Here is a 20,180-nt window from a genome sequence, read left to right on the forward strand (position 1 = left end):
AATTTTCGTTTATTTTTGCTGTAGAAGTGACCGCACTTTTTCAAGATCCTCTAAAGTATCCACACCAACTGGTGGCACTTCTTGGGCTAACTCTACATGGATTTTTTCACCATGCCATAATACACGGAGCTGCTCCAAACTTTCGATTTGTTCTAACGCTGTCGGTTGCCATTGTACATATTGTTTAATAAATCCTGCGCGATAGGCGTAGATACCAATATGGCGTAGATAGTGATCGGATAATTTCAACTGTGCTATTTTATCTGCTTGATGATGTAATCTAGCAAACTGATCACGATTCCATGGAATTACTGCTCGCGAGAAATATAACACATAGCCATTTTTATCTGTCAGTACCTTTACTGCATTTGGGTTAAACAGCTCTTCTGGGTCGGTTATTTTTACCGCTAAGCTCGCCATTTTCACTTTATACTTGGATAAATTCTCTGCAACTTGACCAACAATTGCAGGCGGAATTAAAGGCTCATCACCTTGAATATTCACAATAATTTCATCTTGTGCAATGCTCAATTTTTCAATGACTTCTGCTAAACGTTCAGTGCCAGAGTTATGCAGAGTAGACGTCATGCAAACTTCTGCGCCAAAATGACGTGCAACTTCGGCAACTTCATGGTGATCCGTTGCGATAATGATACGACTCGCACCAGATTGCTTCGCTCTGTCAAAAACGTGAACAATCATTGGTTTGCCTGCGATATCAGCTAAAGGCTTACCAGGTAAACGAGTAGAAGCATAACGAGCAGGAATGATGACAGTAAATGTAGTCATGTTAGTTATCCTCTTGCAACTCTATCAATGGTATTGCTTGTTCTGCTAATAAAACAGGAATACCTTGTTTTATTTCATAAGCCACTTTATCAAAATGGCATACTAATTGTTGATTAGCTTTATCAAGTACTAAGCGCCCATGACACATGGGGCAAGCGACAATGTCTAATAATTTTGTATCCATTTTTTCCTCTCTCAATACTGTGCTGGCTATTTTTTGGGATGAAATCTTGCTAAAAATGACCGCACTTTTTCACCTTCAATAACAGCTTCTACTGGTACATACCACCAGTTCGGTTGTGCAAAGGAGAAACACTTTACAGCATCTTTTTCTGTCATTAATAACGGCTGATTATGGTCAAATTTAGCAAATTGATTGATTTCAAATGTTTGATGATCTTGAAAGGCTTGCGTTTGATTTAGCTGAATATTTAATCCCCGTAACATTGAAAAAAAACGTTGTGGATTACCAATTCCAGCGATGGCTGAAACAGCATTAAATGAAGTTAATACACGTTTTTCGCCAGTCACTAAATTTACAGCATAATGTGGTTCTAATCTCATCACAATATCTGTATATTGACTCGCCTCACCATTACTAATCACCAAATCTACTTGTTGTAAACGACTTGCTCTTTCACGTAAGGGTCCTGCAGGTAACAAAAGACCATTACCTAAACCACGTTGTGCATCTATTACAACAATTTCAATATCGCGTTGCAATTTATAATGCTGTAATCCATCATCACTGATAATCAAATCACAATCTTGCTGTTGTAATAATAATTCAATAGCCTGTTGGCGATTCGGGGAAATACAAACAGGGACTTGGGTCCGTTTAGCAATTAATACGGGCTCATCGCCACCTAGTAATGGATCAGTTTGTGGTGTAACCAATAGTGGATAAGTCTTAGATTGGCTACCATAGCCACGCGAAATAACGCCAACAGTCAACCCTTGTTGTTGTAATTTTTGCACCAGCCAAATAACAACTGGCGTTTTACCGTTTCCACCGACAGAAAGATTACCAACAATAATTACAGGCACAGGAGCTCGATAAGAAGAGAGAATACCTTTCTTAAACAAAAGTCTACGTACATAGCTAATCAGCCAAAATAAACAAGAAAAAGGCAACAGCAAAAAACTCACCCAAGAATGCGAATACCAAAATGGCATGTTAACCTCTCTCTAGTTTACATTAATGGCTAAATTGCATACTATGTAATTGCTTATAAGCCCCTTCTAATTCAAGCAATTCTTGATGCGTACCACGTTCTTTGATTTCTCCATGCTCAATCACTAAAATTTCATCTGCATTTTCAATTGTTGATAATCGATGGGCAATAACAATCACTGTACGCTCTTTTTGTAATTTTTCTAATGCGAGTTGAATTGAACGTTCTGATTCTGTATCTAAAGCGGATGTAGCTTCATCTAGAATTAATACAGGTGAATTACGTAATAATGCTCGTGCAATGGCTAAACGTTGGCGTTGCCCTCCTGATAAGCTTAGCCCATTCTCACCAATCACGGTATCCAAACCATGTTCAAGTTTTTCGATGAATTCCATTGCATAAGCATCTTCTGCTGCTTTTATAATTTCCTCACGACTATATTTGTCTTTAGCCGCATAAGCAATATTATTTGCGATAGTATCATTAAAGAGATGAACTTGTTGTGAAACAACAGCACAATTTTCACGCAGACTTGATAAGCGATAATCTTGAATATTAATACCATCTAATAGGATTTCACCTTGATCAACATCGTAAAAGCGAGTCACTAAATTTGCAATCGTTGATTTCCCAGATCCTGATCGCCCGACTAAAGCGACAGTTTTTCCTTTTTCGACTTCAAAAGATAAATTACGTAATGCGGGCTCTTCACGTCCTTGATAAGTAAACGTAACATTTTTAAATGTAAGATTGCCTTTGACATTTTCCCCTTTATGGGTTCCTAAATCTTTTTCGGTCTCTAAATCGAGTAAGGCAAACAATGTTTGACAGGCTGCCATCCCTTTTTGGAATTGAGCATTCACATTCGTCAATGACTTCAGAGGTCTCATCATAGCCAGCATAGAAGAAAATACTACGGTAAACGAACCTGCTGTTAAATTTTGATCCATAATTGTTGGCATTGTTGCTAAATAAAGCACTGCAGCTAAGGCAAAAGAGGCAATAATTTGTACAACAGGATTAGAAATTGCATCAGCTACTGCCATTTTCATCCCTTTACGGCGCATATCATTACTCACATGATTAAAACGCTCCTCTTCCACTAATTGTCCACCAAATGAAAGGACTACTTTATGCCCTTTTAGCATCTGTTCAGCCGTCGCTGTCAACTCTCCCATCGAATTTTGCATATTTTTACTTAAATCTCTGAAACGTTTAGACACTAAGCGAATTAAGATTGCAATAATCGGACCAATTAAAAAAAGGACTAGAGATAATTGCCAGCTGGTATACAACATCACGACGAATAATGAAATAATATATGCACCTTCACGAACAATAGTAATTAATGCACCAGAAGAAGAATTGGCGACCATTTCTGAATCATACGTGATACGAGATAATAATCTTCCCGTTGAATTTTTATCAAAGAAAGGAACAGGCATGAACATAAGATGCTTAAATATTCTCCGACGCATTGTCATCACCACTTTGCCTGATACCCAAGATAGGCAATAAGAAGAGATAAAGTTACTCATCCCCCTCAAGAAAATAACTAATACTACGACATATGACATTGTACGTAAAAAAGACGTATCTGCTTTACCGAATCCTTCGTCTAATAAAGGTTTAAGTAAAGATATTAAACCTGCATCAGCTAATGCATTAATAACTAAGGCAACGGCAGAGACAACCAATCCCAGTTTGAAAGGCCGAATAGTTGGCCATAAACGTTTAAATGTTTGTATTGTTGAAAGATCTTTATCTTGCATAGTTTTTCTGCTTTACATTAAATAATCTGGCGCATTGTACCTTTATTTTTTTTGTAAGCCAATTAATCTACGGTACCAAGGTGAAAATTCTGTTCTTGCTCTTTGAATTGTAATTTGTTTTTTATTAAACAATAAACTGATTTGTCCTGTCTCTGCCGTATTGTAAATTTGACATTGATACTGCGTTAAACGCTGTATCACTTGTTTATGAGGAAACCTCCACTGATTCCAACGCCCACTTGAAATAAGCGCGATTTTAGGCCGCGTTTTTTGTAATAGCGCATAGCCTGTCGAGGTTTTACTCCCATGATGTCCGACTTGTAAGACATCAATTTTATCTAGTTGAGAGACAAATTGATTTTCACTTGCAACATCGGCATCCCCCGTTAACAATACGTTATTGTATCCATCAGAAATCAATAATACACAAGAGTCCATATTCTTTGCACGCGTTACAATATGATGAGGTGAAAGCACTATGATGTTTAATCCTTGCCAATACCATTTTTGCCCTGAAAGACAAAAAGTGCGGTCTGTTTTGCCATAATTTTGCCTTGATGCCGTCGTCAGTGTGGTCTTTGGATATTGTTGTAAGATTGTTTTTGCTCCTCCTGCATGATCATTGTCATCATGGCTAATAATTACGTGTTCTAGACTTATACCTTGTCGTTGTAAATATGGCACAATCTCAAGCTGCGCCATACTACCACTACGCCATGCGCTTCCTGTATCATATAAGATACCTCGCCCATTTTTTGTTATTAAGACAGCTAATCCTTGCCCCACATCTAACATATCCAAACGCCATTGAGATGCAAAAAAAGATTGATAAATCGGATAACCCAAACAACTAGTCACAATTAAAGTTGCAATGCAATAAATTGAGCGTTTTAAAGAACAAAATAATGTTGGTTCAGCTGTAAAATGGAAGCCAAAATAAGGTTTATTGAGACAATATAGATTTCTCCTTGTTTTATCTACTTTTTTGACATCGTATACAGAGCGAACTGCTATGATAAAAAGTACTGTCAGTGCAGTAATAATGAATGCGGTTTCTGTTTGAGAAACAAAATGCCAATTATCTTGCCAAGTTTGCAAAATTAACGTCACTTTTTGGGCTATCTCATTTGCGATAGGCCATGATGAGAACGCACCTTGTGTAAAAGTCGCAAACAAAACAAGAGGCACTAATACGAGACTATAAATGGGTAACGCTATTAAATTCGCATAAAAGCTACTTAAAGAAAAACCATTAAACAAAAGTAATTGGATCGGTGTAAAAAGCCATAGTAAGCCAATTTGTAGGTGAAAGATACGAATAATCCACTCTACTTTATGCCAAGGGCTGATAGATATGGATTTTCCTTGCCATTGTAATAAAGAAAAAGGAAAAACCTGATACCAGAGGACTAAACACGTTACCGCGCTTATTGATAGCCAAAAACTCAACGATAAAATCATTAATGGATCGAACAACAGCAATATAGCCGTGACGATCAATAAAAGTTGCCAAGCGTTGTAAGAAACACGTAGTAGTCGACAACTTATAATCACAAATAGTGCTATACAAGCACGAGAGGTTGGTATTGCAAACCCCGCTAGCTGTCCATAAATATAGGCTAATAGTAAACCGCTTAACATCGGTAAATGAGGGATAATCCAGCGTAATGGTAATAAAATTTGAACACATCGTACTATCCAATAACCTATACTCATTGCTAATCCAATATGTAATCCAGAAATAGCTATAAGATGTGCTGTATTCGTTTTTTGATAAATTTGCCATATTTGTTGTGGTAACCACGCTCTCTCACCAAAAGCTAACGCTATTAAGAGCCCTTGATAATCTAATCCTTCTGTTTGTTTTAAACTCTCTTTAAGTAATTGATTACGCCATGAAAAATGTTGGGTAAGTTTAACCGCACTTTTTACTGATGCTCGTGCAGTAATTCGGTTGGCTAAATACCATTGCTGTTTATCAAAACCTGAAAAATTTAACCGTGAAGAAATAGGTTTCAAGGACAATTCTCCATGCCATACTTCGCCCAACTGAACTTTTTCTTTCGTGCGCCATTGCAGATAAATACGTTGTTCGGTCTCTCCTTTTTGTAACTGCGCTGACACAATAAAGGTTTGGTAATCAGTTTGATGAAGTATCTCTATAATTTTAAAATCTATTTTTACTTTTTTGGGTAATAAAATGACTTTATCAGCTTGAGATAATAACTGATGGGCAGGAGCATGCATGTAACCTAGATTAAATAGAAGACAAAGTATCAAAATGAGAAATCTTGTACATTGTCTTTTTCCACTAACATAACAAACAAATAATAATATAAGTAATATCAGACAAGCGACTGCTGTCATCTGCCAAGTGAGCAATAAAAAATCAGGTAACCAAAGTAGTGAAACTGCGCTGAATAAAATACAAGCTGACATTTGTTCAATAGATAATCGCATTAACCTGACTCTTTTATAAAAAAATAAAACGCTAAGGATGGATATTTCAGATATTTTTTTCTTGGTGATTGAACAAGTTTTGCAAGCGAGATCGCAAAAATCAGATTTATTTCACTAAAATTTGTAATATCTGGTAAATTTATTTGATAATTAAGATGAGTTCTGCTATTTATATCGCTTTTTAAAATACCTTACATTTTTACAGGTAATTTTAAGCTGAATGAATCAACACCAATGCGTGTGAATAATGTAATTTCAACCGTTAAATGGATGACTTTCTATTAGGAGATAACCAATGTCTAAATCCTCTTTAAGTATATTAGCCCTAGCTGGTGTTGAGCCTTATAAAGAAAAAGCAGGCGAAGAGTACATGAATGAAGCGCAATTACTTCATTTTAAAAAAATTCTACAAGCATGGCATGATCAAATTGTAGAAGAAGCAAGCCGTACAGTTGCACATATGCAAGATGAAGCCTCCAATTTCCCTGATCCAGCCGATCGTGCTACTCAAGAAGAAGAATTTAGTTTGGAACTACGCACAAGAGATCGTGAAAGAAAACTCATGAAAAAAATTGAAAACACATTAAAAAAACTTGAAACGGGTGATTTTGGTTATTGTGATTCTTGTGGTATTGAAATTGGTATTCGCCGTTTAGAAGCGCGTCCTACGGCTGATCTATGTATTGATTGTAAAACACTCGCAGAAATTCGTGAAAAACAAATGATTGGTTAATTCTAATTTTAACTTCAAATAAAAGAAGATTTAATTTAAAGTGCGGTGATTTTTACCGCACTTTTGACTAGAAAGTAAAATACTCTGGATGAGGTCTATTATTTTAAAGTACATCAAAAATCTGTTTAATAAAAAAACAAAAGCCTATTTAGTCGAACGAGAAAAAACAGATGCAATTCATTCAAGCGCAACAATAACAAAGGTAGAAGAAGGTTCTAGCACTGTTATTCAGCACGATACGCAACCTCCCAAACCCTCTAAAACTTCTTATTATTACGATAAACATGTAATCAAAGCTTCTCTACATGGTATTACTCCACGTATGATTAGTCGTAATGCATTAACTGTCGTAGAAAAACTACACCGTCAAGGATTTGAAGCTTATATTGTTGGTGGATGTTTAAGAGATTTATTATTGGGTAAACATCCTAAAGATTTTGACGTTGTGACAAATGCTCGCCCAGAACAAATCCAAACAATTTTTCAACGTCAATGCCGATTAGTGGGTCGCCGTTTTCGTCTTGCACACATTATGTTTGGACGAGATGTTATTGAAGTTGCTACATTCCGAGCAAATCATACTGAAAGCCGTAACGAAAATCATGCCAAACAAAGTGAGCAAGGTATGTTATTACGCGATAATGTTTATGGCACGCTAGAACAAGATGCTCAGCGTCGTGATTTTACTGTCAATGCTTTATACTATAATCCTCAAGACAATACTCTACGTGATTATTTTAATGGTATTGAAGATCTGAAGGCAGGTAAATTACGTTTAATTGGTGATCCTGCTATACGCTATCAAGAAGATCCTGTGCGTATGCTACGTGCAATTCGCTTCATGGCTAAACTGGATATGTTTTTAGAAACCCCCAGTGAACAGCCAATCCGACAGTTGGCTCATTTACTTAAAAACATTCCACCAGCCCGTTTATTTGATGAAAGCTTAAAATTATTACAAACAGGTCATGGAGTAAAAACTTATCAATTATTGCGTGAATATCATTTATTTGAACAATTATTTCCTACATTAATGCCTTATTTTACCGCGAAAGGAGATAATTTTACTGAACGCATGATTTTAAAAGCACTCACTTCAACAGATGAGCGTGTTGCTGATAAATTACGGATTAACCCTGCTTTCTTATTTGCTGCATTTTTTTGGTATCCCCTACGTGAAAAAGTAGAAATACTGAAAAATGAAGGTGGATTGAATAATCATGATGCTTACGCACTCGCAAGTAATGAGATTCTGGATGCTTTTTGCATCGCGCTTGCTGCACCACGTAGACACACATCCGTTATTCGTGATATCTGGTTCCTACAGTTACAATTGCTGAAGCGTACAGGGCAGAACCCAATACGAACAATGGAACATCCTAAATTTCGTGCAGCATTTGATTTACTTGCCATGCGAGCTGAAATTGAAGGTAGTGAGGCTATTGAACTTGCGACTTGGTGGCATGAATATCAGTTTAGTAACATAGAACAACGTGATTTATTGGTGCAGGAGCAACAACGTTTGCATCCAAAACCAAAGAAAAAATACTATCGTTCTAGAAAACGTCGTAAACCAAGACCATTACAATAAGAGAAGTAAGAGGTAGCATAATGAAGCCTGTCTATATTGCATTAGGTAGCAATTTAAGTACGCCAATTGCACAACTCAATACGGCATTAAAAGCACTTAATCAGCTACCTCATACTGTACTCATTAAATCCAGTTCTTTCTATCAAAGTAAACCTCTTGGACCACAAGATCAGCCTGATTATGTTAATGCTGTAGCCTATTTACAAACTGACCTTCCTGCATTTACATTGCTTGACCACCTACAACAAATTGAAAATACGCAAGGGCGTATACGCTTACGTCGTTGGGGAGAAAGAACGTTGGATCTTGATATTTTACTTTATGATAATGAGATCATACAGACAGAACGTTTAACAATTCCACATTATGATATGCACAATCGAGAGTTTGTGATTGTCCCTCTTTTTGAAATTGCACCAACATTAGTATTGCCAAATAAAATCAGACTTACTGATCTTGTACAACAATTCAGAGAACATCAAATGACTATTGTCAACTTAAAATGACAATTTAAACCACTAAGCAACTTATTACTTGATTGATTATTTGAAAAAACTAAAGAGGATCACCTGCTAAACCATCACGAATCTTACTTTCAAATAAAGTATAATCAACTAAGAACGCATCATGGCCATAATCAGAAGCAAACTGATAATAATTCAAATTAACGCCGCTCTGTTCTAATAGTGTCTTACTCTTATGTAATTCAGCTAATTTAAACAACTGATCATTTTCAATAGCTACTAGCGTGTAGCGTGCTGTGATTCTTGATAATGCTGCCGACATATTCTCATAGTGCCAACTAGGATCATATAAATCTAATGCCCTTAATAAATGAAGATAGCTATTTGCATCAAAGCGCCCTAAGAATTTTTTTCCTTGATAGCTTAGATAAGACTCAACCTGAAAATAATCTCCCCAAAATTGGGCTTCTGATTTTATTGCTCGCCCAAAAGCCTTAGTTAATTGCAGATCAGTTCTATAAGTGAGCATTCCCAACATACGAGCTATGGCTAATCCTTGTTCTGGTGGTTGATATCCATAATAATCGCCATTATTAAAATGAGGATCATTAATTACTGCTTGACGCATAACATGATTAAAGCCAATCGCCTCTGCACTGAATAACAATGATGAGCATAAATTGAGGACATTATCCACAAAATTGGGGTAATCAATAGCCCATTGTGTTGCTTGCATACCACCAAAAGAGCCTCCGACAACAGCATGTAAATGCGGAATCTCAAGATAATCTAATAAAGCTTTTTGTAGTCTTACCATATCTTGTACAATCACATTAGGAAATTGACTCCCATAGGGTTTATTTGTATCAGGGTTAATCGACGATGGACCTGTTGTGCCTTGACAGCCACCTAAGACATTAGAGCAAATGAAAAAATAGCGAGAGGTATCTAACGCCAATCCATCCCCCATAAAACTTTGCCACCAACCTTGTTGACTATTTTCTGTAAAATACGGTTGTGCATCACCAGTTAAGGCATGACAAATTAATACAGCATTACTTTTATCAGCATTTAGTACACCATAAGTTTGGTATGCGACATCAACATATTTCAACTTACCGCCTAAACTCAAAGCAAATCCTTTTTCTGTAAACAATGTTACTTTCTTTACTGCCATCTTACTGCCCATATTTCATTATCTTCATTTTCCAAAAAAAAATAGACATCTAAACGTCTTTACGTACAAATCTACTAAAATTCAGCTTGCACTTCAACTGTTTTTTCATTATGGTGAAGACTGGTTTCAAAACAGTAATGATAGCTTTAACATGACATCCATTTTTACGTTTTTCTCTCCTCAATACTTAAAGCGATTAGTTCGCTACTTACTTATTGGTGTGTCATCTTTTATTGTGCTATTAATCCTAATCGATCAAGCAATTAGCTTTTATGTTCGACAACATATTTATACTGATGTCAATGAACTACCTTACCGTCCTTATGGTGTCGTACTCGGTACTTCCAAATATTTTGATAAAAATACGTTGAATCTTTTCTACCACAATAGACTACTGGCAGCTTATGAAGTATTTGCTACACGTAAAATTGATTATTTATTATTGAGTGGAGACAATCGTACGAGTCAATATAATGAACCCCGTAGTATGTTTAAAGATTTGCGTAAAATGGGAATACCACAAGAATTTATGTATATGGATTTCGCAGGATTTCGTACATTAGATTCAGTAATACGTGCAGAGCAGGTCTTTAAAGCACATTCATTCACGATTATTACGCAAAAATTTCATTGTGAACGAGCTTTATTTATCGCTAAATACTATGATATTGATGCAATTTGTTTTGTTGCTGAATACCCTCACGGGCATTATTTTGTCCGCTTTCGTGAATTTTTCGCACGAATACTCGCCATACTGGATTTGCTAATGGAAAAAGAACCCCACTTTCTTGGCACACCAGAACCACTCCCTCCACCAGCAAGTGTACCGATTGCTGAGCTTGAACTCAGCAACCATTTGATTTAAGTACGCGACTCCAGCAGCTCTCGTACTATCACTTCCTGTGGTTGTTTGATATTCTTTGCTTTCATTTTATGAATCACAAGACTTAACAAAGACTGCGCTATTTTCTCGTGATTCTGTACACAACAAATCACTTTATTTTCCAATACATCTAGCATTTCATGATGACCAAAAGTCGCAATAACAAGTTCTTTAGGAATACTGTTATAACGTTTAATTAACGCCTGAAAAACACCTTGTAATAACGTTAAAGAAGTCACAAAAATTGCTTCGGGTAAAGCATTTTTATCTAACCAGTCAGTAAATACCTCTGCACTTGCTAGCTTATGAAATTGCTTTGCATAAAGGTAATCGACGTCTATGTTTTGTTGGTTTAGTGCATTACGAAAGCCAGACTCTCGCTTATAACTGACTGAGAACTCAGGTAATGCACTTAAAAATAATATTCTTTTATCTGAATGGGTTTTAAGCAAACGTTGAGCTAAACGATAAGAGTCGCCTTCGTCATCAGTTAATAACATCATTTCATTCATATTTAAACGGCGGTCAAAGCCAACAACAGGCACATTTGCAAAACGCTGATAAAAATCGGTATCACAAGGTAATGCCGTTGAAACAATAAGTGCATCTATTTGACGTTGAAACAAATGCTTTGCACACTTAATCTCATGATCTGGATTATCATTAGAACAAGCAATTAAAAGCTGGTAGCCTTTCTCACGAAATCCAGCCTCTAAACGGCTAGCAATTTTAGCATAACTGGCATTTTCAAAATCTGGTACAATTAAACCAATCGTATGGCTTTTACCTGCGCGTAACCCTGCTGCCATAGCATTAGGCTTAAAATCATATTTTTTTATCAGTTCTTCAACTTTTTCAATTGTCTTATCACTGACACGATAATGTTTAGCCTTTCCATTTACTACATAACTGGCTGTTGTGCGTGAAACACCTGCTAGTTTGGCGAGTTCCTCTAATTTCACTTTCACTCCTTAAAAAACACGTTATGCTTTTCAAGTTCTTTTTATCTAATAAAAAGTCAATAATAACTAACACAACTATTTTTTGTAAATTTACGTAAAAATTTGTATGTGGATAAAATTATATATTTAATTTTTTAAAATAACAAAATACAAATACATAATATTTGATCTCGCTCTCAAAATAAGAAATTCAGCCAAATTCTTGAAAAGTTGACCGCACTTTCAATCATTTCCAAGCCTCTATTATGTTATAAACAATTTTTTTCACCGCGAGAAAGGCTAATCAAGCCAGAACGAACAACCTCAATAATAGTCGTTTCTTCTTTAACTGCTGTAATAAAAGCATCTAGCTTATCTTTTGTACCTGTTAATTGGATCGTATAAGATTTGGTTGTCACATCAACAATCTGCCCACGATAAATATCAGCTAGACGTTTTAATTCATCACGAGAATTCCCTTGTGCTCTCACTTTAATCAAAAGGACCTCTCGTTCGACATGTTCACAATCACTCAAATTGATTACTTTAAACACATCAACAAGTTTATGCAGTTGCTTTTCAATTTGTTCAAGTATTTGTTCATCACCATAAGCTTCAATCGTCATTCGAGATAAAGTAGGATCATCAGTTGGGGCAACAGTTAAACTTTCAATATTAAAAGCACGTTGTGAAAATAACCCAACAACACGTGATAATGCACCTGATTCATTTTCTAGTAAGACAGATAAAATTCTACGCATGAGTATTCTCCGGTTTAGTTAAAATCATTTCATTCATTGCACCGCCGCGTACTTGCATTGGGTAAACATGCTCAGTCGCATCAACATTAATATCAACAAAAACGAGTTTGTCTTTCATAGAAAATGCTTGGGTTAATTTTTGTTCTAGCTCATCAGGCGTATTAATTTGGATACCCACATGTCCATAAGCTTCTGCTAATTTGACAAAATCAGGTAACGAATTCATATACGATTGCGAATGACGTCCTGAATAAATTAAATCTTGCCATTGTTTCACCATACCTAAGAAACGATTATTTAAACTGATGATCACAATGGGAATTTCATATTGCTGTGCAGTTGATAACTCCTGAATATTCATTTGGATACTTCCATCCCCAGTCACACATATCACTGTCGCATCAGGATAAGCTAATTTCACCCCTAACGCAGCAGGCAAACCAAACCCCATTGTGCCTAACCCACCAGAATTAATCCAACGGCGAGGCTTATTGAATGGATAATGTAATGCAGCAAACATTTGATGTTGTCCTACATCTGATGCCACATAAGCCTCACCATTGGTTAAGCGATGAACCATTTCCATTACTTGTTGAGGCTTAATAACTTGGCTATCTCGATCAAATGATAAACATCTTCTTGCTTTCCAAGCTTCAATTTCTCGCCACCATTCTTCTAATGATGCTTGCGATTTCAATAAATTCTCATCCTCTAATAAAGATAGAAATTCAGCTAAAACATTTTCTGCACTACCCACAATTGGAATGGTAGCAAATACATTTTTTGAAATTGATGTAGGATCGATATCAATATGTACCACTTTCGCATTTGGGCAATATTTTGCTAAATTATTCGTCGTACGGTCATCAAAACGAACACCAATCCCTAAGATTAAATCACTATGGTGCATTGCATTATTTGCTTCATAAGTACCATGCATACCTAACATACCTAAAAATTGCTTATCCGAACTAGGATAAGCGCCCAATCCCATCAAAGAAGAGGTAACAGGTAAGTTCAAGGTTTGAGCAAACTTCGTTAACGGCTCACTACAATTGGCTGTCACAACCCCTCCACCAATAAATAATACTGGCTTTTTAGCCACTAATAATGCTTTTAACGCTCGCTTAATTTGCCCTTTGTGTCCTTGAGTTGTGGGATTATAAGAACGTAATTCAATCTTTTCTGGATAACGATAAATAAATTTATTTGCTGGATTCACTACATCTTTTGGCAAATCAATCACGACTGGACCAGGTCGCCCAGTTGAGGCAATATAAAATGCTTTCTTAATTGTCTCTGGAATCTCTTCGGCAGACTTGACTAAAAAACTATGTTTAACGACTGGACGTGAAATGCCCACCATATCACATTCTTGAAAAGCATCACTACCGATCAGACCAGACATAACTTGTCCTGAAAGTATTACCATTGGAATAGAGTCCATATAAGCCGTCGCAATCCCAGTAATCGTGTTCGTTGCCCCAGGACCCGATGTGACTAAAACACATCCTACTTTTCCTGTTGCTCTTGCATAACCATCCGCCATATGTACAGCTGCTTGTTCATGGCGAACGAGAATATGCTCAATGCCCCCTAATGTATGAATTGCATCATAAATATCTAAGACTGAGCCACCAGGATAACCAAATAAAAACTCAACTCCCTCATCTCTTAAGGACTGTACAACCATTTCTGCGCCCGATAATTTTTTCATTTTCACCTCTCAAATTAACCGCACTGATTTATATGTGATTTTGTATAATGTTGTTGCAATCATGTTAAAAATTAATCTGAGATATGTTTTACTGAAAAGTATCATTTTTGTCTATCATTTTTTGATGAAAAATAAAGATAAAAAAAGAGTAAAAAAGAATTAAATTCTAAAAAAATCAAAAAAATAAGAACTTAATAAAACAAATATAAAAATTTAAATAAAAAATGCGGCAACTTGCCGCATTTTATAAAATAAGTTAAAACAGTATTTTTTACATTATTTGTGATATAGATCACATTTTAATTTCGTTTAAAAATAACCCCTAACACCACCAATACACCACCAGTAGCCACAAAACCAAGTATACCAGATTGAGTAAAACCAAGTACTAAATAACCTACAATTGAAGATATTGCAATCAACATAGCATAAGGAAATTGTGTTGTAACATGATCAATGTGGTTACACTTTGCACCTGTAGAAGACAAAATTGTCGTGTCTGATATTGGTGAACAATGATCCCCACATACCGCCCCAGCCATAACAGCTGATAAGCATGGTAACATTAATTCTGGTGCCGAATTTGCAGCAATAGCTGCAGCAATCGGTAGCATAATACCAAATGTGCCCCAACTTGTACCTGTTGAAAATGCCATTACTGCTGTCAGCACAAATAATAAAGCTGGTAATACTGCAATCGGCAAGCTATCAGAAACTAGCGATGATAAATACACGCCCGTTTTCATATCACCTACAACATTATTAATGGTCCAAGCAAATAATAAAATGAGCACAGCCCCTAACATCGATTTAATCCCAACAATCCACGCTTTGCCATACTCATTAATACTGACTTGACGATCTAATACAATACAAATCGTCGAAATCAATACTGCACTAACACCACCAACGACTAAAGAAACGCCAACTGTTGTATTCTCAAACGCGCCCAGAATATCAAATGGTTTACCATCCTGTGCAAGTGCTTCATTTCCCGTGTACATCATCATACCAACTGTGGCTAAAATCAACACTGCAATAGGTAAAATTAAGTTGCGAACATGCCCTTGTACACCTGTCTGCTCTTCTTCGATTTCAATATGACGTTCTAATGCGGTTCTTTCGTGACGAACCATTGAACCAATATCAAAAGAATAATATGAAACAAAAAATACCATCAAAATAGAAAAAATAGCATAAAAATTCATTGCACTCATCGTCATAAATGCACCTATTGGTGAATATTCTGTAATAGAATAGGTCGCAAGTAATCCAGCGATTAGTGTAATAATATACGCCCCCCAACTTGATACTGGCATTAATACACACATTGGTGCTGCAGTTGAGTCAAGGATATAAGCTAATTTTGCTCGAGATACCTTAAATTTATCAGTTACAGGACTCGCAATTGCTCCTACAGCTAAACTGTGAAAATAATCATCAATAAACGTAACGAATACTAAAGAAGCTGCAAGCAATTTTGCACCACGTCTATCTTTAATTCGTTTTTGTGCCCATTCTGCAAAAGCACGATTACTCCCAGAAACAGTTAATAGTGCGGTTAATACCCCAAGTAAAAATAAAAATAATACAATATTAATATTATTTGTATTTAATCCTTCATCATTATATGCCAATGAAATAACATTATTTTTTAAATAACTAAATGCATTAACTAAATTAAAATCTGCAAGCATCAATGAACCAACAAGAATACCGATGCTTAATGATAAAATCACTCTACGAGTGACAATTGCAAGTAAAAGCGCCAGAATTGGCGGCACAACAGCCCAAACAGAGGTCGAATAATCGATAAGTTCCATAAGTTTCTACCTTATAATAATGAAGGAATAACCACTGAGTAAATAATAGAAATGATCTAAATAAGGCAGGTAAAAAATAATTAAGACCTAACCTAACCAGTAGCGCTCCATAGTTTAAAAAAGACTATGACAATGACGTTCCTTTCGAATACGCCACCAACCAATTAAAATGACTCTTAATTGATTTCGGCAGTCACTCCTTTCCTTTTTCCTCATCGTTATCCACTCAGAAAAAATACTTATAGTGATCGCTCCTCTACATACGTAGGATGGAAATAAGACTACAATAAAAAATTCTACTTGCCAATAGAATAACAAGAATATTTTTAACTTAATTTACATTTTTAATAACTAAAAAATATTAACTTTTAAATATTCTACAAAAATAACATTTACCTCTTATAATATTTGCTATATGATAATTCAAGTTTGATTATTTTTTTATATAATCTACTTTGAAATGATATAGAGGAACAAATATGAGTGATTTATTAAAAGCTTTAACGAATATTCGTAGTTTACGTGTTTTAGCTCGAGAAACACCTTTAGAACAACTTGAAATTGCTTTAGAAAAGTTCTCTCTTGTCGTTGAAGAAAAACGTGAAGCAGAAAAAAAAGCTGAACGTGAGGCGGCAGAGCGCCAAGCAAGAATTGCAAAATTGAAGGAATCATTAAAGCAAGAAGGAATTACAGCTAAAGAATTAGCAATGTTACTCGGTCAAGAGTCCCCTGTTCAACGTAAAAAAAGAGAACCTCGCCCAGCAAAATATCAATATATAGATGAAAATGGTGAAGTTAAAACTTGGACTGGTCAAGGTAGAACACCTAAAATAATTCAAAAAGCATTAGATGCAGGTAAATCTCTGAGTTCATTTGAAATTTAATTCTATTTACCTCATCGTGAAACCCATTAATTTAATGGGTTTTACTTTTATATAATCTAAATAAAAAATATTATATTATGATTGAAAATAAAATATTATTAACTGACTGTCCAGACGATAAAGGTTTAATCGCAAAAATAACAAATATTTGTTATAAACATCAACTTAATATTATTCATAATAATGAATTTGTTGATTTTGAAACAAAGCATTTTTTTATGCGTACTGAGTTACAAGGTATTTTTAATGAAGCGACTTTATTAGCAGATCTGAAATTTAGCCTGCCAGAAGGGACAAATTGTCGCTTGATTAGTGCTACACGTAAACGTGTTGTTATTTTAGTTACTAAAGAAGCACATTGTCTCGGCGATATTCTTATGAAAAATTATTATGGCGGTTTAGATGTTGAAATTGCCGCAGTCATTGGTAATCATGATACATTAAAAACATTAGTGGAGCGTTTTGATATCCCATTCCATTATATTAGCCATGAGAATCTGACTCGTATTGAACATGATCAACGTTTAGCAGACAAAATCGATGAATATGCCCCAGATTACATCGTATTAGCAAAATACATGCGCGTACTCAATCCTCAATTTGTCGAGCGTTACCCAAATCGAGTCATTAATATTCATCATTCTTTCTTACCCGCATTTATTGGTGCTAAACCTTATCACCAAGCTTATGAGCGTGGAGTAAAAATCATCGGTGCAACAGCACATTTTATCAATAATGAGTTAGATCAAGGTCCAATCATTATGCAAAATGTAATCAATGTTGATCATACCTATAATGCGGAAGCTATGATGCGTGCTGGACGAGATGTTGAAAAAACAGTGTTAAGTCGAGCCTTAGATCTTGCTTTACATGACAGAATCTTTGTTTATAAGAATAAAACCATTGTGTTATAAAGAGCGGTCTGTTTTTAGCCACTTTTGAAAAAAATAGCGTGATAATTATCACGCTATTTTTCTAAAGTAAACTCATAGTTTAATGGGCTTTCCATTCACCATTTACCGCAGTACCTAATACTTTAAAATCATGTGTAAATGCGGTTAAATTAGCAACTTTTCCAACTTCAATTGAGCCGAGGTACTCATCAACTTTAATTGCCTTAGCGGGATAATAGTTACACATACGCAATGTCTCATCTAGTGGAATACCCACTTCTTGTACTGCATTTTTCACAGATTCAATCATTGTTATTGCGGCACCACCTAAAGTACCATTTTCGTCATAACACTTACCATCACGGACATAAACAGTTTTACCAACAAAAACAAAGGATTCGATATCAGCTCCAGCTGCTGCTGTTGCATCTGTAACAATACAAAGCTTATTACCTTTTACTTTTTTATCAATTCGGATATTACCATAATCAACATGTAAACCATCAATGATGATACCTGTATAAATATCTGAATCTAATACTGCACCAACCACACCCATAGCGCGTCCTGAGCTGATTGGCGACATAGCATTATGTAAATGCGTAGCAAAGCTTGCCCCTTTTTCAATTGCCTGTTTAGCGACCTCATAAGTAGCATTTGAATGTCCTAAAGAAATAATAATACCTTTATCTACAAACTCAGGAATATATTGAGCGGTTGGATTTTCTGCTGCAAGGGTTATTTTCGTAATGACATCTGCATTTTCACATAAAAACGCTTTCATTTCAGGGCTAATAGCTCGAATATATTCTTCACGATGAACACCTTTTTTCTCTACACTCAAATAAGGACCTTCAAAGTGTAATCCCAATGCTTGATTTTGATATTTAGACAAATATTCACGCATTACTTTAACGGCTTCCTTCATTCCTTCATCAGGTGAAGTAATAAAAGTTGGTAGATAACTTGTTGTACCCGATTTTAAGTTAGTTTCTTGCATGATTTCTAAAGTTTTAACGCTAATATCTTCATTAAACATCACGCCACCACAGCCATTTAACTGTAAATCAATAAAACCAGCTGTCAGATTATTACCTTGTAAATCGATTGTTTTCATATCTGCTGGCAATTGTTCAACAGGCATAATCGCGCTAATTTTATCGCCATCGACAACAACGGCTTGACCATAAAGTACTTCTTTTGCAGTATAGATTACTGCATTTACAAAAGCATACATTCTTACTCTCCTTATCTTACGCTATGGATTGCTCGCGCTTCTAATTCAGTAAAGTATTTTACTGTTTTCACTTTCAATTCTTGTGTTGAAGGCTCATCACAAACAATAATCGCACGACGGTGCATTTGTAAGGCACTTACTGTCCATAAGTGATTAATGCTCCCTTCTACTGCGGCTTGTAATGCAAGTGCTTTATTATACCCTGTTACCAAAATCATCACTTCCTCAGCATCTAGCAATGTCCCAACACCGATGGTCAAAGAGTATTTTGGCACCTTGTTTACATCATTATCAAAGAAACGTGAGTTCGCAATCAGCGTATCTTCTGTAAGCGTTTTTATACGTGTACGAGAGGATAAAGAAGATGCAGGTTCATTAAAAGCAATATGACCATCAACTCCAACACCTCCCATAAATAAATGAATTTTTCCATAAGACTTAATCTTATCTTCATAGCGCTGACATTCTGCATCATGATCATCTGTGTTACCATTTAAAATATTGATATTTTTTTCTTGAATATCAATATGATCAAAAAAGTTTCTATACATGAATGAATGATAACTTTCAGGATGCTCTTTCGGCAAACCAACATATTCATCCATATTAAATGTCACCACATGTTTAAAGCTCACCTTACCAGCTTTATTTAAAGCAATCAGCTCCTGATAGGTTTTTAATGGCGTCCCGCCTGTCGGTAAACCTAATACGAATGGACGTTCTTCTGTTGGCTTGAATTGATTAATACGATCGACAATATAACGAGCAGACCATTTTGCTACTTGGTCAGCATTTTGTAATGGAATTAAACGCATAATTTGTCACCTCTTTTGTATGTAAAATAAACGATTAACAAAGATTATAACTACTATACTTAAAA

The 20,180-nt window shown here is 35.7% G+C and carries 18 protein-coding genes and 1 riboswitch; of the genes, 6 read left to right on the forward strand and 12 right to left on the reverse strand.

What is annotated here, in order from left to right:
* Positions 1 to 9: 9 nt before the first annotated feature.
* From kdsB to K7G93_RS04620, 5 genes are read right to left on the reverse strand one after another with little or no spacing between them, the layout of a single operon-like run.
* A complete protein-coding gene (gene kdsB, locus K7G93_RS04600) occupies positions 10 to 789 on the reverse strand; it encodes a 3-deoxy-manno-octulosonate cytidylyltransferase (RefSeq protein WP_228400507.1) in 780 nt (259 codons plus the stop codon).
* A 1-nt stretch (position 790) separates the two neighbouring features.
* The gene (locus K7G93_RS04605) at positions 791 to 973 is read right to left on the reverse strand and encodes a Trm112 family protein (protein ID WP_049213986.1); all 183 of its coding nucleotides are present in this window, start codon (positions 971 to 973) and stop codon (positions 791 to 793) included.
* Between the two features lie 26 nt (positions 974 to 999).
* Positions 1,000 to 1,965 (reverse strand): tetraacyldisaccharide 4'-kinase, encoded by a 966-nt coding sequence (lpxK, locus tag K7G93_RS04610; protein ID WP_226690625.1) that lies wholly within the window; start codon positions 1,963 to 1,965, stop codon positions 1,000 to 1,002.
* A 22-nt stretch (positions 1,966 to 1,987) separates the two neighbouring features.
* Positions 1,988 to 3,736, reverse strand: a complete 1,749-nt coding sequence (gene msbA / locus K7G93_RS04615; protein WP_223668312.1) for a lipid A ABC transporter ATP-binding protein/permease MsbA — start codon at positions 3,734 to 3,736, stop codon at positions 1,988 to 1,990.
* A gap of 42 nt (positions 3,737 to 3,778) precedes the next feature.
* Positions 3,779 to 6,196, reverse strand: a complete 2,418-nt coding sequence (locus K7G93_RS04620; protein ID WP_226690624.1) for a DNA internalization-related competence protein ComEC/Rec2 — start codon at positions 6,194 to 6,196, stop codon at positions 3,779 to 3,781.
* A 295-nt stretch (positions 6,197 to 6,491) separates the two neighbouring features.
* On the opposite strand from K7G93_RS04620, the gene dksA reads away from it, so the two are divergent.
* The 3 genes from dksA to folK all read left to right on the forward strand — a co-directional run bounded on the left by dksA (position 6,492) and on the right by folK (position 9,026).
* Entirely contained in the window at positions 6,492 to 6,929 is a 438-nt protein-coding gene (gene dksA, locus K7G93_RS04625; RefSeq protein ID WP_049213982.1) for an RNA polymerase-binding protein DksA, read from the forward strand.
* A gap of 88 nt (positions 6,930 to 7,017) precedes the next feature.
* Positions 7,018 to 8,520: a polynucleotide adenylyltransferase PcnB gene (gene pcnB / locus K7G93_RS04630; RefSeq protein WP_223668314.1), complete on the forward strand. Its 1,503-nt coding sequence runs from the start codon at positions 7,018 to 7,020 to the stop codon at positions 8,518 to 8,520.
* Between the two features lie 20 nt (positions 8,521 to 8,540).
* Positions 8,541 to 9,026 carry a 2-amino-4-hydroxy-6-hydroxymethyldihydropteridine diphosphokinase gene (gene folK, locus K7G93_RS04635; protein WP_049213980.1) on the forward strand — a complete coding sequence of 162 codons (486 nt, stop codon included), beginning with the start codon at positions 8,541 to 8,543 and terminating at the stop codon, positions 9,024 to 9,026.
* Positions 9,027 to 9,075: 49 nt separating this feature from the next.
* Here the strand turns inward: folK and metX are convergent, their stop codons facing one another.
* Positions 9,076 to 10,161: a homoserine O-acetyltransferase MetX gene (metX, locus tag K7G93_RS04640; protein WP_191134671.1), complete on the reverse strand. Its 1,086-nt coding sequence runs from the start codon at positions 10,159 to 10,161 to the stop codon at positions 9,076 to 9,078.
* Positions 10,162 to 10,312: 151 nt separating this feature from the next.
* On the opposite strand from metX, the gene K7G93_RS04645 reads away from it, so the two are divergent.
* Entirely contained in the window at positions 10,313 to 11,026 is a 714-nt protein-coding gene (locus K7G93_RS04645) for a SanA/YdcF family protein (RefSeq protein WP_226690623.1), read from the forward strand.
* Here the strand turns inward: K7G93_RS04645 and cra are convergent.
* The 4 genes from cra to K7G93_RS04665 form a co-directional block, all read right to left on the reverse strand.
* A complete protein-coding gene (gene cra, locus K7G93_RS04650) occupies positions 11,023 to 12,012 on the reverse strand; it encodes a catabolite repressor/activator (RefSeq protein ID WP_228400508.1) in 990 nt (329 codons plus the stop codon). The two genes, K7G93_RS04645 and cra, sit on opposite strands and share 4 nt — an antisense overlap.
* 242 nt (positions 12,013 to 12,254) lie before the next feature.
* Positions 12,255 to 12,746, reverse strand: a complete 492-nt coding sequence (gene ilvN, locus K7G93_RS04655) for an acetolactate synthase small subunit (protein ID WP_049213976.1) — start codon at positions 12,744 to 12,746, stop codon at positions 12,255 to 12,257.
* The gene (locus tag K7G93_RS04660; protein WP_226690622.1) at positions 12,739 to 14,463 is read right to left on the reverse strand and encodes an acetolactate synthase 3 large subunit; all 1,725 of its coding nucleotides are present in this window, start codon (positions 14,461 to 14,463) and stop codon (positions 12,739 to 12,741) included. Before K7G93_RS04660 ends, ilvN begins: the two co-directional genes overlap by 8 nt.
* Positions 14,464 to 14,762: 299 nt before the next feature.
* Positions 14,763 to 16,286 (reverse strand): Na+/H+ antiporter NhaC family protein, encoded by a 1,524-nt coding sequence (locus K7G93_RS04665; protein ID WP_226690621.1) that lies wholly within the window; start codon positions 16,284 to 16,286, stop codon positions 14,763 to 14,765.
* Positions 16,287 to 16,378: 92 nt separating this feature from the next.
* Positions 16,379 to 16,553, reverse strand: a riboswitch (Lysine riboswitch).
* 212 nt (positions 16,554 to 16,765) lie between these two features.
* Between K7G93_RS04665 and K7G93_RS04670 the strand changes: the two genes are divergently transcribed.
* Positions 16,766 to 17,170, forward strand: a complete 405-nt coding sequence (locus tag K7G93_RS04670; protein ID WP_049213973.1) for an H-NS family histone-like protein — start codon at positions 16,766 to 16,768, stop codon at positions 17,168 to 17,170.
* Positions 17,171 to 17,247: 77 nt separating this feature from the next.
* Complete coding sequence (gene purU, locus K7G93_RS04675; RefSeq protein WP_049213972.1) at positions 17,248 to 18,084, forward strand: formyltetrahydrofolate deformylase; 837 nt, start codon at positions 17,248 to 17,250, stop codon at positions 18,082 to 18,084.
* Positions 18,085 to 18,163: 79 nt separating this feature from the next.
* On the opposite strand, the gene nagA is transcribed toward purU, so the two are convergent.
* A complete protein-coding gene (gene nagA, locus K7G93_RS04680; protein ID WP_226690620.1) occupies positions 18,164 to 19,300 on the reverse strand; it encodes an N-acetylglucosamine-6-phosphate deacetylase in 1,137 nt (378 codons plus the stop codon).
* Positions 19,301 to 19,311: 11 nt separating this feature from the next.
* Complete coding sequence (nagB, locus tag K7G93_RS04685; protein ID WP_223668318.1) at positions 19,312 to 20,115, reverse strand: glucosamine-6-phosphate deaminase; 804 nt, start codon at positions 20,113 to 20,115, stop codon at positions 19,312 to 19,314.
* Between the last annotated feature and the right edge of the window lie 65 nt (positions 20,116 to 20,180).

The organism is Pasteurella canis (genome assembly GCF_020810675.1).
GTDB lineage: Bacteria > Pseudomonadota > Gammaproteobacteria > Enterobacterales > Pasteurellaceae > Pasteurella > Pasteurella canis.

What these genes read in the sequence shown, in the direction of transcription:
- kdsB (WP_228400507.1), bottom strand. Translation starts at nt 789, where the DNA reads ATGACTACATTTACTGTCATCATTCCTGCTCGTTATGCTTCTACTCGT.
- K7G93_RS04605 (WP_049213986.1), bottom strand. Translation starts at nt 973, where the DNA reads ATGGATACAAAATTATTAGACATTGTCGCTTGCCCCATGTGTCATGGG.
- lpxK (WP_226690625.1), bottom strand. Translation starts at nt 1,965, where the DNA reads ATGCCATTTTGGTATTCGCATTCTTGGGTGAGTTTTTTGCTGTTGCCT.
- msbA (WP_223668312.1), bottom strand. Translation starts at nt 3,736, where the DNA reads ATGCAAGATAAAGATCTTTCAACAATACAAACATTTAAACGTTTATGG.
- K7G93_RS04620 (WP_226690624.1), bottom strand. Translation starts at nt 6,196, where the DNA reads ATGCGATTATCTATTGAACAAATGTCAGCTTGTATTTTATTCAGCGCA.
- dksA (WP_049213982.1), top strand. Translation starts at nt 6,492, where the DNA reads ATGTCTAAATCCTCTTTAAGTATATTAGCCCTAGCTGGTGTTGAGCCT.
- pcnB (WP_223668314.1), top strand. Translation starts at nt 7,018, where the DNA reads ATGAGGTCTATTATTTTAAAGTACATCAAAAATCTGTTTAATAAAAAA.
- folK (WP_049213980.1), top strand. Translation starts at nt 8,541, where the DNA reads ATGAAGCCTGTCTATATTGCATTAGGTAGCAATTTAAGTACGCCAATT.
- metX (WP_191134671.1), bottom strand. Translation starts at nt 10,161, where the DNA reads ATGGCAGTAAAGAAAGTAACATTGTTTACAGAAAAAGGATTTGCTTTG.
- K7G93_RS04645 (WP_226690623.1), top strand. Translation starts at nt 10,313, where the DNA reads ATGACATCCATTTTTACGTTTTTCTCTCCTCAATACTTAAAGCGATTA.
- ilvN (WP_049213976.1), bottom strand. Translation starts at nt 12,746, where the DNA reads ATGCGTAGAATTTTATCTGTCTTACTAGAAAATGAATCAGGTGCATTA.
- K7G93_RS04660 (WP_226690622.1), bottom strand. Translation starts at nt 14,463, where the DNA reads ATGAAAAAATTATCGGGCGCAGAAATGGTTGTACAGTCCTTAAGAGAT.
- K7G93_RS04665 (WP_226690621.1), bottom strand. Translation starts at nt 16,286, where the DNA reads ATGGAACTTATCGATTATTCGACCTCTGTTTGGGCTGTTGTGCCGCCA.
- K7G93_RS04670 (WP_049213973.1), top strand. Translation starts at nt 16,766, where the DNA reads ATGAGTGATTTATTAAAAGCTTTAACGAATATTCGTAGTTTACGTGTT.
- purU (WP_049213972.1), top strand. Translation starts at nt 17,248, where the DNA reads ATGATTGAAAATAAAATATTATTAACTGACTGTCCAGACGATAAAGGT.
- nagA (WP_226690620.1), bottom strand. Translation starts at nt 19,300, where the DNA reads ATGTATGCTTTTGTAAATGCAGTAATCTATACTGCAAAAGAAGTACTT.
- nagB (WP_223668318.1), bottom strand. Translation starts at nt 20,115, where the DNA reads ATGCGTTTAATTCCATTACAAAATGCTGACCAAGTAGCAAAATGGTCT.